Source organism: Arthrobacter sp. USHLN218 (genome assembly GCF_037144715.1).
Lineage (GTDB): Bacteria > Actinomycetota > Actinomycetes > Actinomycetales > Micrococcaceae > Crystallibacter.
Map to the genome: position 1 here is coordinate 517,260 of NZ_JBBCYT010000004.1, position 18,201 is coordinate 535,460.

Annotated in this window: 18 protein-coding genes and 2 pseudogenes; 8 read left to right on the plus strand and 12 right to left on the minus strand. The window is 65.2% G+C overall.

The genetic code is table 11. The features are described from left to right. Positions 1-72 precede the first annotated feature (72 nt). Together WFH44_RS12235 and WFH44_RS12240 are read right to left on the minus strand one after the other, a co-directional pair. Complete coding sequence (locus WFH44_RS12235) at positions 73-1,080, minus strand: sugar phosphate isomerase/epimerase family protein (RefSeq protein ID WP_336714138.1); 1,008 nt, start codon at positions 1,078-1,080, stop codon at positions 73-75. Beyond that, entirely contained in the window at positions 1,077-2,270 is a 1,194-nt protein-coding gene (locus WFH44_RS12240) for a Gfo/Idh/MocA family protein (RefSeq protein ID WP_336714139.1), read from the minus strand. The genes WFH44_RS12235 and WFH44_RS12240 overlap by 4 nt, the downstream gene beginning before the upstream one ends. 146 nt (positions 2,271-2,416) lie before the next feature. Here WFH44_RS12240 and WFH44_RS12245 point away from each other — a divergent pair, with 146 nt between their 5' ends. Continuing rightward, positions 2,417-3,421, plus strand: coding sequence for a LacI family DNA-binding transcriptional regulator (locus WFH44_RS12245; protein ID WP_336714140.1), 1,005 nt, complete (start codon positions 2,417-2,419; stop codon positions 3,419-3,421). A gap of 676 nt (positions 3,422-4,097) precedes the next feature. Here the strand turns inward: WFH44_RS12245 and WFH44_RS12250 are convergent. From WFH44_RS12250 to WFH44_RS12275, 6 genes are all read right to left on the minus strand, one after another. Further along, on the minus strand, positions 4,098-4,826 hold the full coding sequence (locus WFH44_RS12250) for an SDR family oxidoreductase (RefSeq protein WP_336714141.1): 729 nt from the start codon (positions 4,824-4,826) through the stop codon (positions 4,098-4,100). 64 nt (positions 4,827-4,890) lie between these two features. Further along, the gene (locus WFH44_RS12255; protein WP_336714142.1) at positions 4,891-5,358 is read right to left on the minus strand and encodes a flavodoxin; all 468 of its coding nucleotides are present in this window, start codon (positions 5,356-5,358) and stop codon (positions 4,891-4,893) included. A 161-nt stretch (positions 5,359-5,519) separates the two neighbouring features. Then, positions 5,520-6,011, minus strand: a complete 492-nt coding sequence (locus WFH44_RS12260; protein ID WP_336714143.1) for an aldo/keto reductase — start codon at positions 6,009-6,011, stop codon at positions 5,520-5,522. A 41-nt stretch (positions 6,012-6,052) separates the two neighbouring features. After that, positions 6,053-6,367 carry an aldo/keto reductase gene (locus WFH44_RS12265; protein ID WP_336714144.1) on the minus strand — a complete coding sequence of 105 codons (315 nt, stop codon included), beginning with the start codon at positions 6,365-6,367 and terminating at the stop codon, positions 6,053-6,055. A 24-nt stretch (positions 6,368-6,391) separates the two neighbouring features. Beyond that, positions 6,392-6,856 (minus strand): MFS transporter, encoded by a 465-nt coding sequence (locus WFH44_RS12270; protein ID WP_336714145.1) that lies wholly within the window; start codon positions 6,854-6,856, stop codon positions 6,392-6,394. After that, on the minus strand, positions 6,853-7,695 hold the full coding sequence (locus tag WFH44_RS12275; RefSeq protein ID WP_336714146.1) for an MFS transporter: 843 nt from the start codon (positions 7,693-7,695) through the stop codon (positions 6,853-6,855). The genes WFH44_RS12270 and WFH44_RS12275 overlap by 4 nt, the downstream gene beginning before the upstream one ends. Before the next feature lie 237 nt (positions 7,696-7,932). On the opposite strand from WFH44_RS12275, the gene WFH44_RS12280 reads away from it, so the two are divergent. Beyond that, positions 7,933-8,169, plus strand: coding sequence for a hypothetical protein (locus WFH44_RS12280; protein WP_336714147.1), 237 nt, complete (start codon positions 7,933-7,935; stop codon positions 8,167-8,169). A 337-nt stretch (positions 8,170-8,506) separates the two neighbouring features. Here WFH44_RS12280 and WFH44_RS12285 read toward each other — a convergent pair. Both WFH44_RS12285 and WFH44_RS12290 read right to left on the minus strand, forming a co-directional pair. Next, positions 8,507-9,282 (minus strand): annotated as a pseudogene (locus WFH44_RS12285) (fumarylacetoacetate hydrolase family protein). Positions 9,283-9,298: 16 nt separating this feature from the next. Then, positions 9,299-10,336, minus strand: coding sequence for a LacI family DNA-binding transcriptional regulator (locus WFH44_RS12290; protein ID WP_336714148.1), 1,038 nt, complete (start codon positions 10,334-10,336; stop codon positions 9,299-9,301). A 160-nt stretch (positions 10,337-10,496) separates the two neighbouring features. Here WFH44_RS12290 and WFH44_RS12295 point away from each other — a divergent pair, with 160 nt between their 5' ends. Both WFH44_RS12295 and WFH44_RS12300 read left to right on the plus strand, forming a co-directional pair. After that, positions 10,497-11,432, plus strand: coding sequence for a dihydrodipicolinate synthase family protein (locus WFH44_RS12295; protein ID WP_336714149.1), 936 nt, complete (start codon positions 10,497-10,499; stop codon positions 11,430-11,432). A gap of 177 nt (positions 11,433-11,609) precedes the next feature. Then, the gene (locus tag WFH44_RS12300; protein WP_336714150.1) at positions 11,610-12,917 is read left to right on the plus strand and encodes an Nramp family divalent metal transporter; all 1,308 of its coding nucleotides are present in this window, start codon (positions 11,610-11,612) and stop codon (positions 12,915-12,917) included. 477 nt (positions 12,918-13,394) lie between these two features. Here WFH44_RS12300 and WFH44_RS12305 read toward each other — a convergent pair whose 3' ends face one another. Next, positions 13,395-14,321 carry a DMT family transporter gene (locus tag WFH44_RS12305; RefSeq protein WP_336714151.1) on the minus strand — a complete coding sequence of 309 codons (927 nt, stop codon included), beginning with the start codon at positions 14,319-14,321 and terminating at the stop codon, positions 13,395-13,397. Here WFH44_RS12305 and WFH44_RS12310 point away from each other — a divergent pair. Both WFH44_RS12310 and WFH44_RS12315 read left to right on the plus strand, forming a co-directional pair. Next, positions 14,320-15,729 carry an aminotransferase-like domain-containing protein gene (locus tag WFH44_RS12310; RefSeq protein WP_336714152.1) on the plus strand — a complete coding sequence of 470 codons (1,410 nt, stop codon included), beginning with the start codon at positions 14,320-14,322 and terminating at the stop codon, positions 15,727-15,729. The genes WFH44_RS12305 and WFH44_RS12310 overlap by 2 nt on opposite strands. After that, positions 15,730-15,903: a hypothetical protein gene (locus WFH44_RS12315; protein WP_336714153.1), complete on the plus strand. Its 174-nt coding sequence runs from the start codon at positions 15,730-15,732 to the stop codon at positions 15,901-15,903. Here the strand turns inward: WFH44_RS12315 and WFH44_RS12320 are convergent. Further along, positions 15,900-16,646, minus strand: coding sequence for an AraC family transcriptional regulator (locus WFH44_RS12320; RefSeq protein WP_336714154.1), 747 nt, complete (start codon positions 16,644-16,646; stop codon positions 15,900-15,902). The two genes, WFH44_RS12315 and WFH44_RS12320, sit on opposite strands and share 4 nt — an antisense overlap. Positions 16,647-16,700: 54 nt before the next feature. Between WFH44_RS12320 and WFH44_RS12325 the strand changes: the two genes are divergently transcribed. After that, entirely contained in the window at positions 16,701-17,912 is a 1,212-nt protein-coding gene (locus WFH44_RS12325; protein ID WP_336714155.1) for an MFS transporter, read from the plus strand. A gap of 63 nt (positions 17,913-17,975) precedes the next feature. Next, positions 17,976-18,201 (plus strand): annotated as a pseudogene (locus tag WFH44_RS12330) (pyridine nucleotide-disulfide oxidoreductase); the annotation flags it as partial.

Sequence of the window (18,201 nt, forward strand, 5' to 3'; positions counted from 1 at the left end):
TCTCCTTTGATCGCGACCGGTAAGAGGATTTTGCGGTGCCTGGCCGCCCTGGCTGAAGGCCCGGCACCGGTTTCAGGCGTGGACGGTGAGAGCGGTGTCGGCTTCTTTGAGTACTCTGGCGGCCACCTCCAGGCCCTCGATGCGGCCCAGTTCAACGTCTTCGTGTTCGATGTTGACCAGCATGTCGGGGTCGACGTCGCGCAGTGCCCGCAGGAACTCGGTCCAGTATTCCGTGCCGTGGCCTTTGCCGAGGGCGACGAAGTCCCAGGCCGCGTTCCTGGGCCATTCGTTGGCCCATTCGTCGCCGCCAAGATTGGTTCGGTGTTCCTCGGGGGACAGCCGGCGGAAGCGGTTGTCGAGGACCCCGTAGATGGCTGCGGCTTCCGGGTTGACGCGCACGTCCTTCGCCGCGGCCTGCAGCACGAGGGGTCCCAGTTCGCGGATCACCGCGACCGGGTCCATCTGCTGCCAGAACAGGTGGGACGCGTCGAGTTCGACGCCGAGGTGGGTTGCCTTGGTCAGTTCCAGAAGCTTGTACACGTCGGCCGGGTTGAAGACGAGGTTCTGCGGGTGGAGTTCCAGGGCTACTTTGACGTCAAGGTCGCTGGCCAGCCGGTCAGTCTCCTTCCAGAACGCGGCCGCTATCCCCCACTGGTAGTCCAGCACATCCAGAGCTGCGGAGTTCCAGGCGTTGACGATCCAATTGGGGACAGTGGCTCCGGCTTCCCCTCCGGGCAGGCCGGACATAGTGACGACGCGGTGCTGGCCGAGGCGGTTGGCGAGGCGGATGGAGCGGCGGACGTCCTCGGCGTGCTTCTCTCCGATGCGCCGGTTGGGGTGCAGGGGGTTGCCGTTGCAGTTCAGGCCGGCAATGGACACCCCGGTCCCCTCGAAGAGGCCCAGGTAGTCATCGCGGGCCGCGTCGCTGGAAAGGATGTCATCGAAGGTCGGGATGTGGGTCGCGGGCAGGAAACCGCCGGAGTTGATCTCGATTCCAGTCAGTCCGAGGTCGGCGATGACCTTCAGCGCGTCCGGCAGAGGACGGTCGTGCAGGATCGCGTTGTAGACACCGAGTTTCACAGAGATACCTTCTTTCCGGATGCAAGCGCCGATTCCGCGACGGCCTGCAGCAGTTCCATGTTGTGCACGCCCTCGTCGAAGCTTGCGCAGCGTGGGAGGGATGATGCTTCGTCCAGGCCGACGACCTCCTCGAGGAAGGCGCGGGCCTGGTAGCCGAAGGCGTCGTTCTGGCCGAATCCCACGCTGGGTGCGTCCATGGCCAGGCCGCCTGCGATGTAGGGATGTTCCGGGCCCAGGACAACCTGCCGGTAACCATTGTCGGCCGAGGGTCCGGAGTTGAGGAAGAGTTCGATTTCGGCCGGACGGCGCTGGTCGAAGCGTGCCGCCCCGTTTTCACAGAAGACTTCGAAGGTGAGGCTGTTGGCGTGCCCGGCGGCGACTCGCGAAACCTCGAAGCCGCCGGAGCCGTGTTCGAACTCTGCGGAGAAGGCCGCGTAGTCGTCGTTTTCCACGACCTCGAAGACGTCACTGACGGCAGCGTGGTCATGGCCCGTCACAGCCCCCAGCGGGACCGGCCGCTTGCCGATCGCCGTACTAAAGCGCCCGCCGCTCACTGAGTGGATGCGGCCGCAGAGGAACTCCGCGACGTAGGCCAGGTGCGATCCGACGTCCGCCAAAGCGCCGGAACCCGGTGCCCCCTTGTAGCGCCAGCTCATCGGCGCACCGGGGCTGAAGCCGTAGTCAGTCCAGTACCGGCCGCTGAAGTGCAGTACGTTGCCCAAGGTGCCGGACATGATCAGTTCCCGGATGTAGGCTATGCCCGGCGTACGGCGGAAGGTAAACCCGATCCGGGCAATGGACGCAGCGGTGCGGGACGCAGCGGTGCGGGCCGCGGCGGCCATGGCCTGGGCATCTTCGAGGGTGTCGCTCAACGGCTTCTCGCACAGCACATGTTTTCCCGCGGCGAGCAGTCCCTCAACCACCTCCCGGTGCAGGGAATTGGCAATAACGACACTCACGACGTCAATATCGTCGGCTTCGGCGATTGCCTGCCAGGACGTGTCGCTGCGTTCGTAACCGAAACGCCGTGCCGCGATGGAGCCAAACTGCGCATTGACGTCACCGATGGATACCAGCCTGACCGGTGGAAGAACCGGGTCGTACAGGGTTGCCGCCGTGCGGAAGGCCGCGGCATGCGCCTTGCCAGCCATCCCTGCCCCGATGACAGCAACACCGATGTCTTTGGGCATCGTTTCTCCTATGAAAGTTCGGCGGGATAAGCGCCGAGGCGGAAAAGAGGAAAATGGAGCGCTCCAAAGAAACAATAGAATCAGCAGTTTGTCCTGTCAATAGTCCAAATGGAGCAGCATGAGGAGGAATGGGCCACAATGGCAGGGTGAAACAGGAACTCGTAGGGCGACGTCCGACCATCTACGACGTTGCCTCAGCCGCGGGGGTTTCGAAGTCTCTGGTCTCGCTGGTCCTTCGGGGCGCCCCGGGCGTATCCCCGGCGCGGCGTGCGGCCGTCGAAGATGCCATTCAGCGGCTCAACTACCGTCCGAGCCGAGCAGCCGCAACCTTGGCAGCCAACCGATCCCGCACAGTTGGCGTCGTCCTGGACGACTACCGGAATCTGTGGTTCGTGGAGCTGCTGGCAGGACTGCACCGCGAACTCGCGCCCCGCGGGTTCCGAGTGGCGGTTGCTGACCCGTCCTTCAACATGGAAACCGACCGATCAGTCGTGGACGGGTTGATGTCACTGCCGGTGGATGCCATCGTGATCGCAACCGAAACGCCGGAGGAAACGCTTGGCGCCATAGACGTTCCCGCCGTCGTTGCCGGCAACAGGGACATCGATATCCCGGGCGCGGACATCGTCGCCAACGACGACCTGGCCGGCGCCCGGCTCGCGACCGAACACCTCATCGAACAGGGCCACCGCGAAATCGGTCATGTCACCGGTAGCGGAGGGGCCGCGCGCCTCCGAGCCCAAGGATTCGAAGAGGTCATGCACGAACAGGGGCTCCGCGCCAGGATAGAGCGGCAGCAACTAACCATGGAACCTGACGGGTACAACGCTGCCCTGAGACTGCTGGATAGGAACCCATCCCTTACGGCAATATTTGCAGCGAACGACACCATGGCATTAGGCGTCGCGGGAGCGGCCAAGGACCGGGGACGGCGCATACCGGAAGACCTGTCCCTCATCGGCTACGACAACTCGCCCCTGGCATCGTCCAACCTCCTGCGACTGACCACCATCAACGACCGCAGCAAAACGGTCGGCGTCGAAGCGGCCAAAGCGCTGCTCTGGCGAATGGAGAACCCGTCAGCCCCTTCGCACACCAAGCTGATCCAGCCCGAACTCGTCGTGCGGGCATCCACGCAGCACCATGGCTAGCTCGTATTTGGGCCCGTATTAGTCCTCGGCATTCAAATCACTCCACCCACCTTGATCACGAACGTGCCCTGCCGTTCGCTGCCCCCCGTTACATTTTTATCCTCCCCACTCATCGGGCTCAGGGAAAGAAACCCGCTGCAGGCCCTGATCGAGCGCCAGGGCGTCCCAGCTGGGCTTGGTGCCTCCTACCGGTCCGGTTGCCTGCCTGGGTGCGGTCTGCGCCGTGGCAAGCACGGACGCCGGCCTCGTCATCGTTCCCCATGGCGCGGCACGCGAGCTGCACGCACCAGCCTCGACAACGCATCCCCGCGTGAAGCCATGGCGCAACGCCATGCCCTGCTGGTGGCCCGGGACTTCAGCACCCTGAGCCGGCCGGCCTCGGCATTTCCTGCAGCGCTAATGCGTTACAGGCGGGAGAGCAGCGGATAACCCACGCCCCGCAAGACAGGTGGCGGCGGTCAAAGGGGTTCTCGAAGCAGCATCGGTATTGAAAAGCGACTTTCGTCCGGACAAGCTCGCCCAAGATGCCCCCAAAGCCGCGTCCCATAAGCCGGCCCCTTACCGGGACGCTAGAACTTCAGAAATTATGCATTGGCCTGAATGGTCAGCGTGCAGGTCAGGAGCGTCTATCCGACGACGGACTGACTCGGGGACGCGGGAGTCGGAATTGCTGCGCTCAGAGCTTTTGGCCGGCGGGGCGGAGGAGGACTTCGTGGATTGCGAGCCGCCTGGGTCGGCTTACCACGAACTCGATGACCTCCGCGATGTCTTCGGCGGTGACCTCGACCTGGTTGTACGCGTCCTGCACTCCCTTCTTGGTGGCCTGATAGGTGATGTGGTTGGGCAGTTCGGTTGCGACGGCGCCCGGTTCGATGAGCGTCACACGCACGTCGGGGAGCAGTTCCTGCCGCATCGACTCGGACCACCCGTGGATACCCCACTTGGTAGCTGCGTACACCCCGTTTCCGGCACGGGCCGTGCGGCCGGCGACGGAGGAGATATTAATGAGATCGCCGCTGCCGTTCTTGAGCTGGTTGAGGAACACTTCGGTGGCGGTGATCGTACCGAGGAGGTTGGTCTCGATCATGGTGCGGTAGTCGTCGCGCTGGTCGGAACCGAAAGGGCCGAGGAGCATGATGCCGGCGTTGTTCACGAGCACGTCGACGCCGCCCAGTTCGGTGCGGATACGCTCGGCGGCGGCCACGAGAGCAGCCCGATCGGTGACATCGGCCGCGATGGCGATGGAGCCGTTGCCGAGTTCACTAGCCAGGGCGGAAATGCGGTCGAGGCGGCGGGCGAGGAGGGCCACGGCGTGGCCTTTGGCCGCAAGGGCCCGGGCGGTGGCTTCGCCGATGCCGGAGGATGCGCCGGTGATGACGGCGACAGGATTCCGGGTGTCAGTCATTTTTGGTTCCAATCGTGATGGTTTTGGTCTTGTTCGACGGGGGTGATGGTGTCGTTGGCGGCGGTCAGCGGATGCCCGCGTCGCTCAGCCAGCGGTTGAGTTGGGCACCGCAGTCAGGGACTGTTTCCCCGCGGACGGCGAGGCCCGGCCCGATGACCGCGGACGGTGCGGCAGCCCGATAGACGTCGGGCGAGCTGCCCAAGCCGCTGACCGCATAGGTGACGACGGGAAGGAGGGACTTCCCTGTGACGTCCAGCCCGTCGACGAAGGTGCTCATGATCATGGGCGGCCGGACATTCCAGATGGGTGAGGCGAGGATCAGGGTGCCGTACCCCCGTATGTCGGGGAGCGGCTGCGCGATGCCGGGCCGGGCGTCAGCATCCTGTTCCCGAACGTTTCGTGCCACGGTGTCGTCATAGTTGCCCGAGTAGGGGTCGGACGCTTCGATCCGGTACAGGTCGCAGCCGGTCCGGTCGGCGATCGTGCGGGCAAGGATCTCGGTGTTGCCTGTTTCCAGGTGGCGGGGGGTCATTGTGCTGTCCGTTGCGGTGGCGGTCGGGCCGGAGGGTCGCTGTGCCGCGCAGCCGGCGAGGGCCGCTGTGCCAGCGAGGCCGGCCCCGCCGCAGCCAAGCCGCAGCAGTGTCCGGCGGGACAGGTGTCGTTCGGACGGCGGGACGGGCATCGCCAACGGGGTTAACCGAGGCGGCGGGCGCTGAGCCAGCGGACCATGTCGGGGTCGGCATGGTCGAAGAACTGCGTTGCGCCGGTGTGGAGGTCGGCGATGCGCGCCATCTCGTCGTCGGTGAGCTCGAAGCCGAACACGTCGATGTTCTGTGCCATCCGGTCCGGGTTGACGGACTTTGGAATGACGACGACCTCGCGCTGGATCATCCAGCGCAGCACGACCTGCGCCACGGACTTGCCGTGAGCCTCACCGATCGCGGCAAGGACCTCGTTCGTGAACAGGCCGTTCTTTCCTTCTGCGAACGGGCCCCACGACTCAAGCTGCACGCCCTCGCCCTTCATCAGTTCCTGGTAGTCGGCGTTCTGACGGAACGGGTGGGTCTCAATCTGGTTCACGGCAGGGACGATCTCATTGTTGATGATGAGATCAAGCAGCTGGTCGGGGGCGAAGTTCGACACACCGATGGCCCGGGCACGACCCTCCTTATTGATCTGCTGCATGGCACGCCACTGGCCGTAGTAGTCACCGAACGGCTGGTGGATCAGGTAAAATCGACATGGTCCAGGCCGAGCTTGCCCAGGGACTCCTCAAACGCCCGGACGGTGTTCTCTTCGGCCGGGGCGTCCTGGATCCAGAGCTTGGTGGTGACGAACAGCTCCTCTCGCGGAATGCCCGATGCCTTGATGGCGGCACCGACGGCTTCCTCATTGCCGTAGGCGGCGGCGGTGTCAATCGACCCGTAACCGGCGGCGAGGGCGGCCTCGACGGCCTGCTGGGTCCGGTCGTTCTCGACCTGGAACACGCCGAAGCCGAGGATCGGCATCTCGACGCCGTTGTTCAGGGTCACGTTCATCATGGGTGATTCCTTTCGAGGGTTGGGTCAGTTGCGGGCCCGGCGGCGTGCCGCCAGGTCCGCAGGAAGGATGAAAACGAGGGTGGCGGCGAGGGCGATCGCGATCAGGACCGCACCGCCGGTGTAGGCTTCGGCGACACGGCCGGCCAGGGTGCCGGCGCCGGCACCGACGGCCGTAAGGACCGCGACGCCAAGAGTGCTGCCGAGCTGATGGGCGGTGTTGACCAGCCCGGAGGCAGCGCCGGCGTCCTCAGCCGGAGCACCGGCGATGCCGGCGGCGGTCAGGGGGCCGAAGCACAGGCCCTGGCCGATCCCGAACAGGGCGAGCGGTCCGGCGAAACCGGCCAGGTAGCTGGTATCCGGAGTGATCCGGCTAAGCCAAATCAGGCCAGCGAGGATGATCGCAACGCCGACCGCGACGAGCACGGCGTTGCCGAAGCGACGCGTCAGGCGCGCCACGAACAAGGAGACGCCGAACTGCAGCAGGCTCATTGGCAGGAACGCGAAGCCGGCCTGCAGCGGGGCCAGTCATAGACGCCCTGCAGGAACTGAGTGGTGAAGAAGAACGCGATCCCGGTTCCAGCGAACAGAAGTCTTGCAACCGCGGCACCGGACCGTGCCCGGCTGGCGAACAGGCGCAGCGGCATGATCGGCTGCCGCGCCCGCCACTCGTTCAGCACGAACACCGCGAGCACCACGGCACCACGGCACCACGGCACCACGGCACCACGGCACCACGGCACCGACGATGATCGGCACCACCGTCCGGTTGAGAGCCAACTGTGGTCTCCCCCGTTCACGATCCCGTAGACCAGCGCGCCCATCCCGATGGTCGAGGTGATCGCTCCCGCGAGGTCGAAGCGGCCGCGGATGACCGGCATTTCGGGAAAGAAGCGGAGCGCGAGGACGATCATCCCTATCGCGATCGGCACGTTAATGAAGAACCCGGGCCGCCAGGACACCAGGTACGCCAGTGCCCCGCCAACGACGAGGCCGAGGCTTGCGCCGATGCCGGCAGTCGTACCGTATGCGGCGACCGCCCGGGTGCGTGCGGGACCTGCCGGGAACGTTGCCGTGATCAGTGACAGGGATGACGGGGCGACGATCGCCGCACCGATGCCCTGAAACGCCCGGGCGGCGATGATCCACGTCTCGGACTGGGCCGTGCCAACCAGCAGCGACGCCAGCCCGAACAGACCGAGTCCGGCCACGAACACCTTCCGTCGTCCCAGGAGATCACCGGCGCGTGCACCCAGCAGCAGCAGCAGCCCGCCGAAGACGAGCGTGTATGCGTTCTGCACCCATGACAACGACGCCGGCGACAGCTCCATCGACTTCTGGATCTGCGGCAGACCGGTGAATCGTGAAGTAGCTGACCAGCACGATCGCCAGCACTGCCCGCCGACGCACGGCCGTCCGGGAGGTCGCCTCGAGGGCGGTCTGGGTGTCGATGTTCGCTGTCATGCACCCAGTTCAACATCGTTCTTTTGCGCGAGGGAGTGACGGTTTATCCTTGGCGGCGCCGGCCCATCCCTACGCCCGGTGAACGGAAATCGGAGCACAACGAGATGAAATCACCCATGCATAAACTTGCCTCCGGCATGCCAGCAGCGGCTTTGCAGCGCGGCGCCTACATTCAGGCCAGCTCTTACGACAGACGTTCCAGTCACCAGGGTTTCGTCCTGGACACAGTCCCCGACCAAGGTGTGCTGTGGATCAGGGACGAAATAACCGGGCTGCGCAAGCTGATCGACAGCAGCGAGCACGCCATTGTCGTCTACAGGAAATCATCCGAGCTAGCTTAGGATTCAGCCGCTGGGCCTCGACCGACAGCAGCTTCTGGCGCGGACTCGACGGATGAGCTACCACGTCCTCACGCCGGCCCGCCCAGAGCAAGCAACCTGTCGCGCAAGTTGGTGCCGTAACGCGACGGCAAAACCTGAGAACTTATGCATGGACCTGCATGAACGCTGGCGTCCTGAGTTGCGCACCTACCGCATCTCGCCACTGACCCGTTTAGGCATCCCTCACCACGACACCTCATCGCCACTCCGCCATGGACGAAAGTCCCTGTGTGAATCGTGCCTAAACGGCGTCATTCTGTGATTGCCAAGTGGTGTGGCACCCCCGCTACTCGGACTGTCAGCGGGTGATGCGGTTGGCGAGTTTTCCTATGCCTTCGATCGAGACTTCAAAGGTGTCTCCGGCTTCTATTTGCCCGATTCCGCTGGGAGTTCCGGTCATGATCACGTCTCCGGGCAGCAGCGTAAATCCGTGGGATATGGCAGAGATCAGTTCGTAGACGCCGTGGATCATGAGAGCGGTACTGCCATTCTGGCGCAGTTCACCGTTATGCCGGCCTTGAACAGGAAGGTCCGTATGTCGAGATCGGTTTCGATCCACGGGCCCAAGGGTGCGGAGGTATCAAAGCCCTTGGCCCTGGTCCATTGCCCGTCGGTGTTTTGTGCGTCTTTGGCGGTGAGATCGTTTCCGCAGGTATAGCCGAAGACGAAGTCCTTGACGTCCTCAGGCTCTACTTCTTTGCAGGGCCGCCCTATGACGGCACAGAGTTCCGCTTCGAACGTCACGTGCGTGGAGAATTTCGGGAGAACGACGTCTTCACCCGGTCCGACGACGGCCGTGTAGGGCTTCATGAAGAGCAGCGGGTGGCCTGCGTCTGCATCCTTGTCGAGGTCTTCTGCGGTCGCGGCGAAGTTCCTGGCAGCACCGATGATTTTGCTGCGGGCAGTGACGGGCGCGAGCAGCCGGACGTCGGCCAGGTTGTAGGTCTTGTTGGTGAGGTTGATGCCGTCCAGGAACGGGTCCCCGTTGATGGCGGTGATTTCGTCGTGGCCTGGCCGGCCGTCGATGACACCGAAAAGGGTGTCGGTGCCAGCGGTGAATCGGGCGATGCGCATGGAGGTCCTACGGGGGTTAGGGCTGGGCTGCGCGGGCGTAGTGTACGGGCGCTCCGCTGGATTGGCGGGGGATCAGGCTGGGCGTCGCCTGCCGGATCCGCGGTTCGGTGCCGGGGTTGACGATGAGGTCGATGGCCGTGGCGGCGATCTGGTCCAGCGGCACGTGGACCGAGCTGAGCGGGGTGGGCAGGCGTGCCGACAGCGGTGTGTCGTTATAGCCAACCAGCGCGAGATCACCGGGAATGGTGATGCCGTTGTGCTGGGCTGCTGCCATGACACCCATGGCGATGTTGTCGTTCGCCGCGAAAATGGCCGTGGGCCGGTTTTCGGGTCCTGCGGAGAGAAGGGTTTGTCCTGCGGTGTAGCCGTTTTCGATGCCGTAGCCTGCGGCGATCATCCACTCGTCCCGGGCTGCGATGCCGGCTTCCTCCAACGCCCTGCGGGCACCGGCCAGGCGTGCCGTTCCGGTGGAAGTGAAGTCCGGGCCGGTGATAACGGCGATGTCCCGGTGCCCCAGGTCAACCAGGTGCCGGACGGCGAGGTAGCCGCCGACCTCGTCATCACCGATCGCGGACGGGCTTTCGCCGTCGGTACGCAGGACAAGCGCGTGCGCGACGTTGCGCTGACGCAGGAGTTTCGGAAGCTCATCGCCGATCCGGGCTGTGGCAAGGATCAGCCCATCGACGTTCCGGTCCAGCAGCGTCTCCGCGGCACGGCGTTCGTCCTCGGGGTCATCGCCGCTGCTGGCCACCATGGCAAAGTAGCCGCGCGCCGCTGCGGCACGTTCCACCGCTTCGAACATCAATGCCATGACCGTATCGCTGAGACGCGGTACCAGCACTCCCAAAGTCCTGGTTTCTCCCCGGCGAAGGCTGGAGGCGAACGAATTCCTGCGGTACCCAAGCTCTTCGGCGACCTTCCGCACATGGGCCGCTGCGGCCGAGCGTGAGGTGCTGCGCTCATCCAAGGCGCGGCTGGCCGTGGAGATGCTCACGCCGCTGGCCGCTGCGACATCTTTGAGCGTGACGACAGCTCCGGGGGTGACCGGCTCCATTGCGGTTCTCCTCTTCAGCAGGGGCGTTACAGACACTCTATTCCTCCTAGTTGCAAACGTTCTCTTGACAGTGAGTTGCGACACGTGCAGACTTGAAAACGTTCCCGCAAACGTTCTCACAGTTTAGCGGAATACCATCGAAGAAACAGAGGAAGTTCTCATGAGCATCGATCTCCGCGGACTCAGCCCCGCACCCGTCACCCCGTTCACCGAAGACGGCGCCGTCGACTTCGCTGCCATCCAGCGGCTGGGTTCCTGGCTCGGATCCATTGACGGCGTGAAGAGCCTCGTCGTCCTGGGGCACGCCGGCGAAGGCACGTTCCTTACCGAAGAGGAGCAGCTGGACGTCATCCGCGCGTTCGTGGCGTCGACCGACGGCCGCGTGCCGGTCGTGGCCGGCATCACGAAGGAGGGCAACAAGACCGCGGCGCTTGAGGCCAAGAAGGCCGTCGAAGCCGGCGCGGCCGCCGGTCTCGTCTACCCCTCGCACGGGTGGCTGCGCTTCGGCTACCAGCAGGGAGCGCCCCAGTCGCGCTACAAGGAGATCTACGAAGAGTCCGGTCTGCCTCTGATCCTGTTCCAGTACCCGGACAACACCAAGGCAACCTACGACCTCGATACCCAGTTGGAGATCGCGGGCCAGGAGGGCGTCTTCGCCACGAAGAACGGTGTCCGGAACATGCGCCGGTGGTACACCGAGATCCCCGCACTGCGCGCCGCGTACCCCGAGCTGCAGATACTGTCCTGCCATGACGAGTACCTCCTGCCGACGATGTTCGACGTCGACGGTCTGCTCGTCGGCTACGGCAACATCGCCCCCGAACTGCTCGTCGAACTGATCGAAGCCGGCAAGGCGCAGGACTACCCGCGCGCCCACGCCATTCACGAGCGGCTGCTCCCGGTGACCAAGAACGTCTACCACCGCGGGTCCCACATGGAGGGCACCGTCGCCTTGAAATGGGGCCTGGTGAACCGCGGCATCCTGGACCACGCCACAGTGCGCACCCCGCTCCTGCCCCTGCCCGAAGGCGCCGAGACCGAGATTGCGGAAGCCTTCGCCGCCGCCAACATCGGCAAGGTCACCGTCAGCGCCTAACCGGCAGCAGGGTGCGTGCGGGAGAAGCTGCACCGCACGCACCCTGGCACAAACACCGCTCGCGTTTACGCAAGCGATCGGCCACCTCGGTAGACCGCACATCCGACATCGAGGTCGAAAATCAGAAAGTCAAAGAAGACTGAGCGGGAAAATAGTCCCGTGAAAGGAGGGCGCGCTGTGACTGAGCACACCAAGACGCCTAGCACCTCGCGTGAGCCGCGAACCGGCTCCCGACGTCTGCCCACCAGCAGCGTCAAGGCCCAAAAGACCCGTCGGTCGTTCTGGGGCCAGCTTGCCCTGATCGGTCCGGCCTTCGTCGCCGGCGCCTGGCAGTTCGGACCCGGCAACCTCGCCACCGCCGTCCAGGCTGGTAGCGGCTACCAATACACCTTGATCTGGGTAATCATCGTCTCCACCATCCTGATGATCTTCCTCACCGACATGAGCGTGCGTCTGGGCATCAAATCGCCCGTCTCACTCATCCAGTCGATCAAGGACCACCTGGGAAAGAAGGTCGGCCTGATCGCCGGCATCGGCGTCTTCCTGGTCACCTTGTGCTTCTCGGTCGGCAACGCCGTCGGTCTCGGCCTCGGCGCGTCAATGCTGCTTGGCGGATCGCCGGTCATGTGGACGATTATCGGAACCATCCTGGTCGCCACCCTTCTTCTGTTCCGCAATGTCTATCGGGTTATCGAGAAGGTGCTCGTCGTGATGGTTGCGATCATGGCGATCGCCTTCGTCACATCGGCGTTCATCGCGAACCCCGACTGGGCCGCGGCCGCATCCGGGCTGATCCCGAGCGTTCCTAACGATGCCTGGCTGCTCGTCATCGCGCTGGTCGGCACGAACTTCTCCGTGAACGCCGCCTTCTACACCTCTTACGGCACGAAGGAACGCGCACGCAGCGAGGAAGACTACCGCGACATCACCATGGTCGATACGATCCCCGGCATCGTTGCCCCGGGCATCATGACATCGCTCGTCATCATCGTTGCGGCCTCCGTCCTCGGTGCCACGGGCCAGGTCGCCTCAACCATGGGACAACTCGGGAGCGTCTTCGAACCCCTCGCCGGCCCGATCGGCACCGCGATCTTCGCCGTTGGGTTCACGGGCGCCGCTTTCTCTGCCATGACCGCCAACTGCACCGCCGGTGGCACCATGCTCTCCGACGCACTCAACCGGCGTGGCACTAACGGCATCACTTCAGGCACTCAGAAACTGATCAGCGGGATCATCCTCGCGTTCGGCCTCACCATCACCGTCATCTTCCAAACCTCACCGATACAGGTCATCGTTATCGCCCAGGCACTAACGATCCTGGTCGCACCTCTGCTGGCAACCCTGATCGTGGTGATGGCGAACCGCCGCGACATGATGGGTTCGCTACGCAACAGGTGGTGGCAGAACCTCTTCGGCCTAGCAGGCCTCCTCGCAGTGCTCGCCCTGTCCATTCGACTGATCCTCAACTTCGCGGCCGGCGGCTAACCCGTCAAGTGATCAGGTGCGAAGATGTCCGACGTCGCTCGCACCGGATCACAACGCGATACCGGTCGCTCCGCCACCACACACAAGTATTGCCCTCACCCGAAAGGGTGGGGGCACTACTTGTAGCCTCCATCACCGCCACCTGAGCAAACACCTCCCATTCGCCCAACCCCAACAACGAGTCGCCAAGTTTGTTCATCGCCGCCTCACCGTAAAAGCGGCAAACCGTACGAGCGTCGCATATGCCGGTGCCGTTACGCGACGGCAAAACTCGAGAACTTATGCATGGGTCTGCATGCGAGGTTAGGCCCTGAGTTCTAGGCTTACCGCATCTCGTTGCTGTCCCATTGGAGCTTCCTTCAACGCTCCGCTCCCGCAAGCCTGTGTCGGTGCGACGAGGAATTGCCAGGCTGACATAGTCCCCGGCTGGGCTGTCTCGCAAGCTGGTCGGTCATGAGGTAGGCGGGGTGTGTCGCATCAGGGGGTTTCCTTCCGGGTCAGGCGGGTGCGGACGGCGAGTCCGGCGCAGAGGATCACGGCGGTGCTGCCAAGGATCGTGGGCCAGGTGAGCTGCTCGTGGAGGATAAGGGCTGCCCAGAGGATGCTCATCACTGGCTGGACGAGTTGGACTTGGCTGACCTGCGCCATCGGTCCGATGGCGAGACCGCGGTACCAGGCGAAGAAGCCGAGGAACATGCTGACGACGGCGAGGTAGGCCAAGGCCAGCCATTGGGCTGGAGTAGCGGCGGGCGGCTGCCCGTTCACCGAGACTGCCGTGAGGGCGATCATCAGGGGCGCGGCGAGGACGAGCGCCCAGGACACGGTCTGCCACGAGCCCAGTTCACGTGCCAGCAGTCCGCCTTCGGCATAGCCGATCGCCGCGGCGATGACCGCAGCGAACAGCAAGAGGTCTGCCCACTGCAGGCGGCCAAGGCCGCTGCCCTGGAGGGCTGCAAACACGCCTCCGCCGGCCGCGCCCAGGGCGGCGAAAATCCAGAACGAGCGTGCCGGACGTTCTTTGGTCCGGAGCACCGCCACCACTGCTGTCGCGGCTGGAAGGATCCCGATCACGACGGCGCCGTGGCTGGCCGGCGTCGTCGTCAACGCATAGGAGGTGAGCAGGGGAAACCCGATGACCACGCCGCCGGCGACAACCGAGAGCCGCGCCCACTGCACCCGGTTCGGCCGCTGCTGCCGGGTCAAGGTGAGCGCCGTGACAGCGAGGGCGGCGGCGCCGACGGCGCGGGCGGAGCCGATGAACAGCGGATCGAGCCCGCCCACCGCTACACGGGTGAAGGGAACCGTCAACGAGAACGCCGCGATACCCAGCAGACCCCACCAGAGCCCAGTCCGACTGGATAACGGTAGTGCCGTTTTCTCGATAACGCTACTATTGCTGTACATGAAAAATGATAGCACTGACCGTATCGCAGCGGATCTGCGGACGTGGATCGCATCGGCTCCTCCCGGCGCCCAGCTGCCGTCCAACCGCTCGCTGATGGCGAAGTACGGCGCGAGTCCGGTTACGGTCCAGAAAGCTGTACGCTCTCTTGCCGCATCGGGTCTGGTCGATAGCCGTCCCGGTGCGGGTACGTTCGTCCGCACGGTGCGCACTTCCCGTCCGGTCGATTACGGGTGGCAGACGGCCGCTCTCGGCACCCTTTCGTCCCGTTTCACTTCATTGTCGGCAACGCAGCGGACCGCGGCTCCCGACGCCATCGGACTGCATTCGGGCTACCCGGCCCCGGAGCTGTTGCCCGAGCGCCTCGTCCGGGCGGCCCTCGTCCGCGCGTCCCGCACCAGCACCGCGCTAACGCGTTCACCCGCTGCCGGACTGCCGGAACTGCAGGGTTGGTTCGCGAACGAACTTGCTGATGCCACCCCGGCCGGCGTGACACCCCCGACTGCCCGGGACGTGACCGTCCTGTCCGGCAGCCAGAGCGGATTGAGCTCGATTTTCCGGGCGGTGATCGGCCCCGGCCAGCCACTGCTGGTCGAGTCGCCGACCTATTGGGGGGCGATCCTCGCCGCCGCCCAGGCCGGTGTCCAACTCGTCCCGATCCCGGCCGGACCCAAGGGACCGGACCCCGTCGATCTCGCCCGCGCCTTCGACCAGACCGGCGCACGCGCCTTCTATGCGCAACCGACCTACGCCAACCCTACCGGCACGCAATGGCCTGTTGAACGGGCTCTGGCCGTGCTCGCCACCGTCCGCCGACACGGCGCATTCCTCATTGAGGATGACTGGGCCCACGACCTGGCCATCGACACCGAACCGCACCCCGTCGCCGCGCATGACGAGGACGGGCACGTCCTCTACCTTCGCTCCCTCACGAAAAGTGTTTCCCCCGCGCTGCGCATCGCCGCCGTCATCGCCCGCGGTCCAGTCCGTGACCGCATCCTCGCCGACCGCGCCGCCGAATCCATGTACGTCAGCGGACTGCTCCAGGCAGCGGCACTCGACGTCGTCACCCAACCCGGCTGGCGCACCCACCTCCGCGGCTTCCGCCGACAACTGCGCGCCAGGCGCGACCTGCTCACCAACGCCCTCCGTGAGCACGTACCCGACGCCCATATCGAACGCCCCCCGCTCGGCGGCCTGCATCTCTGGGCCCGCCTGCCCGATGGCACCGACGTTGAACAGCTCGCCCGCAACTGCGAGACGCGTGGGGTCATCATCGCCCCGGGAAACGAATGGTTCCCGGCCGAGCCCTCCGGCCCGTACATCCGGCTCAACTACTCCGGCCCCGATCCCGACCGGTTCAACGAGGCCGCGCGCATCATCGGCGAAACCCTGAAGGAAAACCATTGAATGCGTGCAGAATCGATCCGGGCCGTGTTCTGCGAAATCGGACCCGCCGAACGGGCACTGGTCAACGCGGTAGCCACGCGTGTCCGGCCGGCAGGGCCTGCGTCCCCGGACCAGGCAGCCGGGCAGAAGCCGCAGATCGCAGCCCGTGAGAACGACGGCTCGAGGCCCCTTTAGCCAGACTGGTGGTAGGCGCCAGGGGTGTAGCCGTAGGCCCGGCGGAAAACGTCGATAAATGCACTGGTCGAGGACCAGCCGCAGCGGCGGGCGACCGAGGTGACGCTCAGACCGTCTGCCAGCATCCTCAACGCATGGTAGAGACGCAGCTGGGTCCGCCATTGGGGAAACGTCATCCCGAACTCTGATTTGAACAGGCGGCTGAGCGTGCGTTCTCCCACCGCCGCTGCCGCCCCCAGCCCGGCGAGGGTTCGCCCGTCAGCGGGGTTGCGCTCAAGGATCCGGCAGACGGCGGCCAGGCGCCGGTCGTTGGCGGCCGGCAACCGGACGGGTTCCTTGGGTGAGGCCTTCAACTGGTCCAGCAGGACCTCCAGCAGCCGCTGCCTCTCCTCGCTCTTGTCGTCAGGGTCGCGTGTGTAGGCGATGATCAGTTCGCGCAGCAGGGGCCCGACGCCAATTACGGTGGGCTCGTCCAGGTTGAGCGGATTGACCTCGGCCGGCACCCCAAGCAGGTGCAGGTCGAGGTGGCCGTGTGCTCGGTGGGCGTGAACGGTCCCGGCAGGCACCCAGATAGCGCTCGTGCCCGGCGTGAACCAGGTTCCGGCCTCGGTGGTAATGGCGAGCACCCCCGAACCCGCATAGATGATCTGGTGCTCGTCATGGCGGTGAGCGTCGATGCCCTCGCCGGCTGCGAGAGCCTGGTTGCGGGTCGGCGCTTTGGGGGTGTGGCGGATATCCGACATATTTTGGAAGTTTATCGGAAGCGCGTCTCGGATTGGTCCCCCGACAATAGTGGGGTGCCTAAGAACCAACCCCTTTCCCGGCCGCGGACCATCACGTGGCTCTCGCTCGGACACGCCTGCGTTGACGTTTATCAAGGATCGGTTGCCGCCCTGGTGCCGTACTTCGTCCTCGAAAGGGAATACACCTACGCTGCGGCGTCAGGAATCGTCCTGGCCGCCTCACTGCTCTCCTCGGTGGTGCAGCCCCTGTTCGGTGCCCTCACGGACCGGTGGCCCATGCCGTGGCTGCTGCCCTTGAGCACCCTGATCGCAGGTGTGGGGGTTGCATTAAGCGGCATCACCGGCTCCTACGTCCTGACACTCATCGTCGTGGCGATATCAGGAATCGGTGTCGCAGCCTTTCACCCCGAGGCCGCCCGCGCCGCCCGCAAGGCCAGCCGGGGCAGCCACTCGGCCATGGGATGGTTCTCGCTCGGCGGCAACCTGGGCTTCGCCACCTCGCCGCTGCTGGTGTCCGCCGTGATTGCGACCGGCGGGCTGCAGGCCTCCCCGCTTCTGGTGGTCCCGGCGCTGGCCGGCGCCGCTCTATGTCTCTCCGCCGTCCGGTCGGCAAGGACTCCGGCGGCAGGAACCGCGTCTGCCGGGGCGAAGGCGGGCAGCGACGATTGGGTGTCCTTCGCCAGGCTCTCCGGGGCCGTCATCTGCCGGTCCATCGTGTTCGTCAGCCTCAGCGCCTTCGTCTCCCTCTACGCCCAGGAACGCACCGGCGGCAGCCCGGCCGCAGGCACCGCGGCCCTGTTCATCCTCTACATCGGGGGTGCCATCGGCACCGTCCTCGGCGCCTCACTGGCCAACCGGTTCGGCCGCATCCAGATTGTCCGCTGGTCCTATGCCCTGACGGTCCTGGCAGTCGCCGGCGTCGTCTTCGTCCCCGGCCCCCTCATCTACGTTTTTGTCGCGCTGGCCTCGGCCGGCCTGTACGTCCCGTTCTCCCTCCACATGACGCTCGGCCAGGACTATCTGCCCCAGCGGGTGGGCACCGCCAGCGGAGTCACCCTGGGCCTGACCGTCAGCATCGGCGGCCTCACGACACCCGTGATCGGCGCAATCGCCGACAACGCCTCGCTGCAGGTAGCCCTGATACCCCTGATCGTCATGCCCGCCATCGGATGGATTTTGGTCCACTCACTGCAGGAACCCAAGGCACCAGGCAGCTCCTCGGAGCCCCGCACGCAGAGCACTGCCGCCATCCGCAACGACGCGTGACAACGATCGCCACATGAACTATCGGCCTGCAGCCGACGGGTTCCTAGCCGGTTTCGAGACGGGCACGGTGCCGTCATGGTCGACGCGCGCCTGGCCACCACCGCCGAAGGCGTCTACGCGGTCGGAGACGTCAACGGCGGCCCGCAGTTCACCTACATCTCGCTGGACGACTACCGCATCGTCGCGGACCAGCTGACCGACACCGGCACCGGTACCCGCACCACGACCGACCGGGTGGCCGTGCCGTACACGATCTTCCTCACCCCTCCCCTGGCCAGGGTCGGTCTCA

Coding starts and splice junctions, on each gene's coding strand:
- WFH44_RS12240 (WP_336714139.1), bottom strand. CDS start 2,270: ATGCCCAAAGACATCGGTGTTGCTGTCATCGGGGCAGGGATGGCTGGC.
- WFH44_RS12250 (WP_336714141.1), bottom strand. CDS start 4,826: ATGACTGACACCCGGAATCCTGTCGCCGTCATCACCGGCGCATCCTCC.
- WFH44_RS12255 (WP_336714142.1), bottom strand. CDS start 5,358: ATGACCCCCCGCCACCTGGAAACAGGCAACACCGAGATCCTTGCCCGC.
- WFH44_RS12260 (WP_336714143.1), bottom strand. CDS start 6,011: ATGCAGCAGATCAATAAGGAGGGTCGTGCCCGGGCCATCGGTGTGTCG.
- WFH44_RS12265 (WP_336714144.1), bottom strand. CDS start 6,367: ATGATGAACGTGACCCTGAACAACGGCGTCGAGATGCCGATCCTCGGC.
- WFH44_RS12270 (WP_336714145.1), bottom strand. CDS start 6,856: ATGAGCCTGCTGCAGTTCGGCGTCTCCTTGTTCGTGGCGCGCCTGACG.
- WFH44_RS12275 (WP_336714146.1), bottom strand. CDS start 7,695: ATGGAGCTGTCGCCGGCGTCGTTGTCATGGGTGCAGAACGCATACACG.
- WFH44_RS12280 (WP_336714147.1), top strand. CDS start 7,933: ATGAAATCACCCATGCATAAACTTGCCTCCGGCATGCCAGCAGCGGCT.
- WFH44_RS12290 (WP_336714148.1), bottom strand. CDS start 10,336: ATGGAGCCGGTCACCCCCGGAGCTGTCGTCACGCTCAAAGATGTCGCA.
- WFH44_RS12295 (WP_336714149.1), top strand. CDS start 10,497: ATGAGCATCGATCTCCGCGGACTCAGCCCCGCACCCGTCACCCCGTTC.
- WFH44_RS12310 (WP_336714152.1), top strand. CDS start 14,320: ATGAAAAATGATAGCACTGACCGTATCGCAGCGGATCTGCGGACGTGG.
- WFH44_RS12305 (WP_336714151.1), bottom strand. CDS start 14,321: ATGTACAGCAATAGTAGCGTTATCGAGAAAACGGCACTACCGTTATCC.
- WFH44_RS12315 (WP_336714153.1), top strand. CDS start 15,730: ATGCGTGCAGAATCGATCCGGGCCGTGTTCTGCGAAATCGGACCCGCC.
- WFH44_RS12320 (WP_336714154.1), bottom strand. CDS start 16,646: ATGTCGGATATCCGCCACACCCCCAAAGCGCCGACCCGCAACCAGGCT.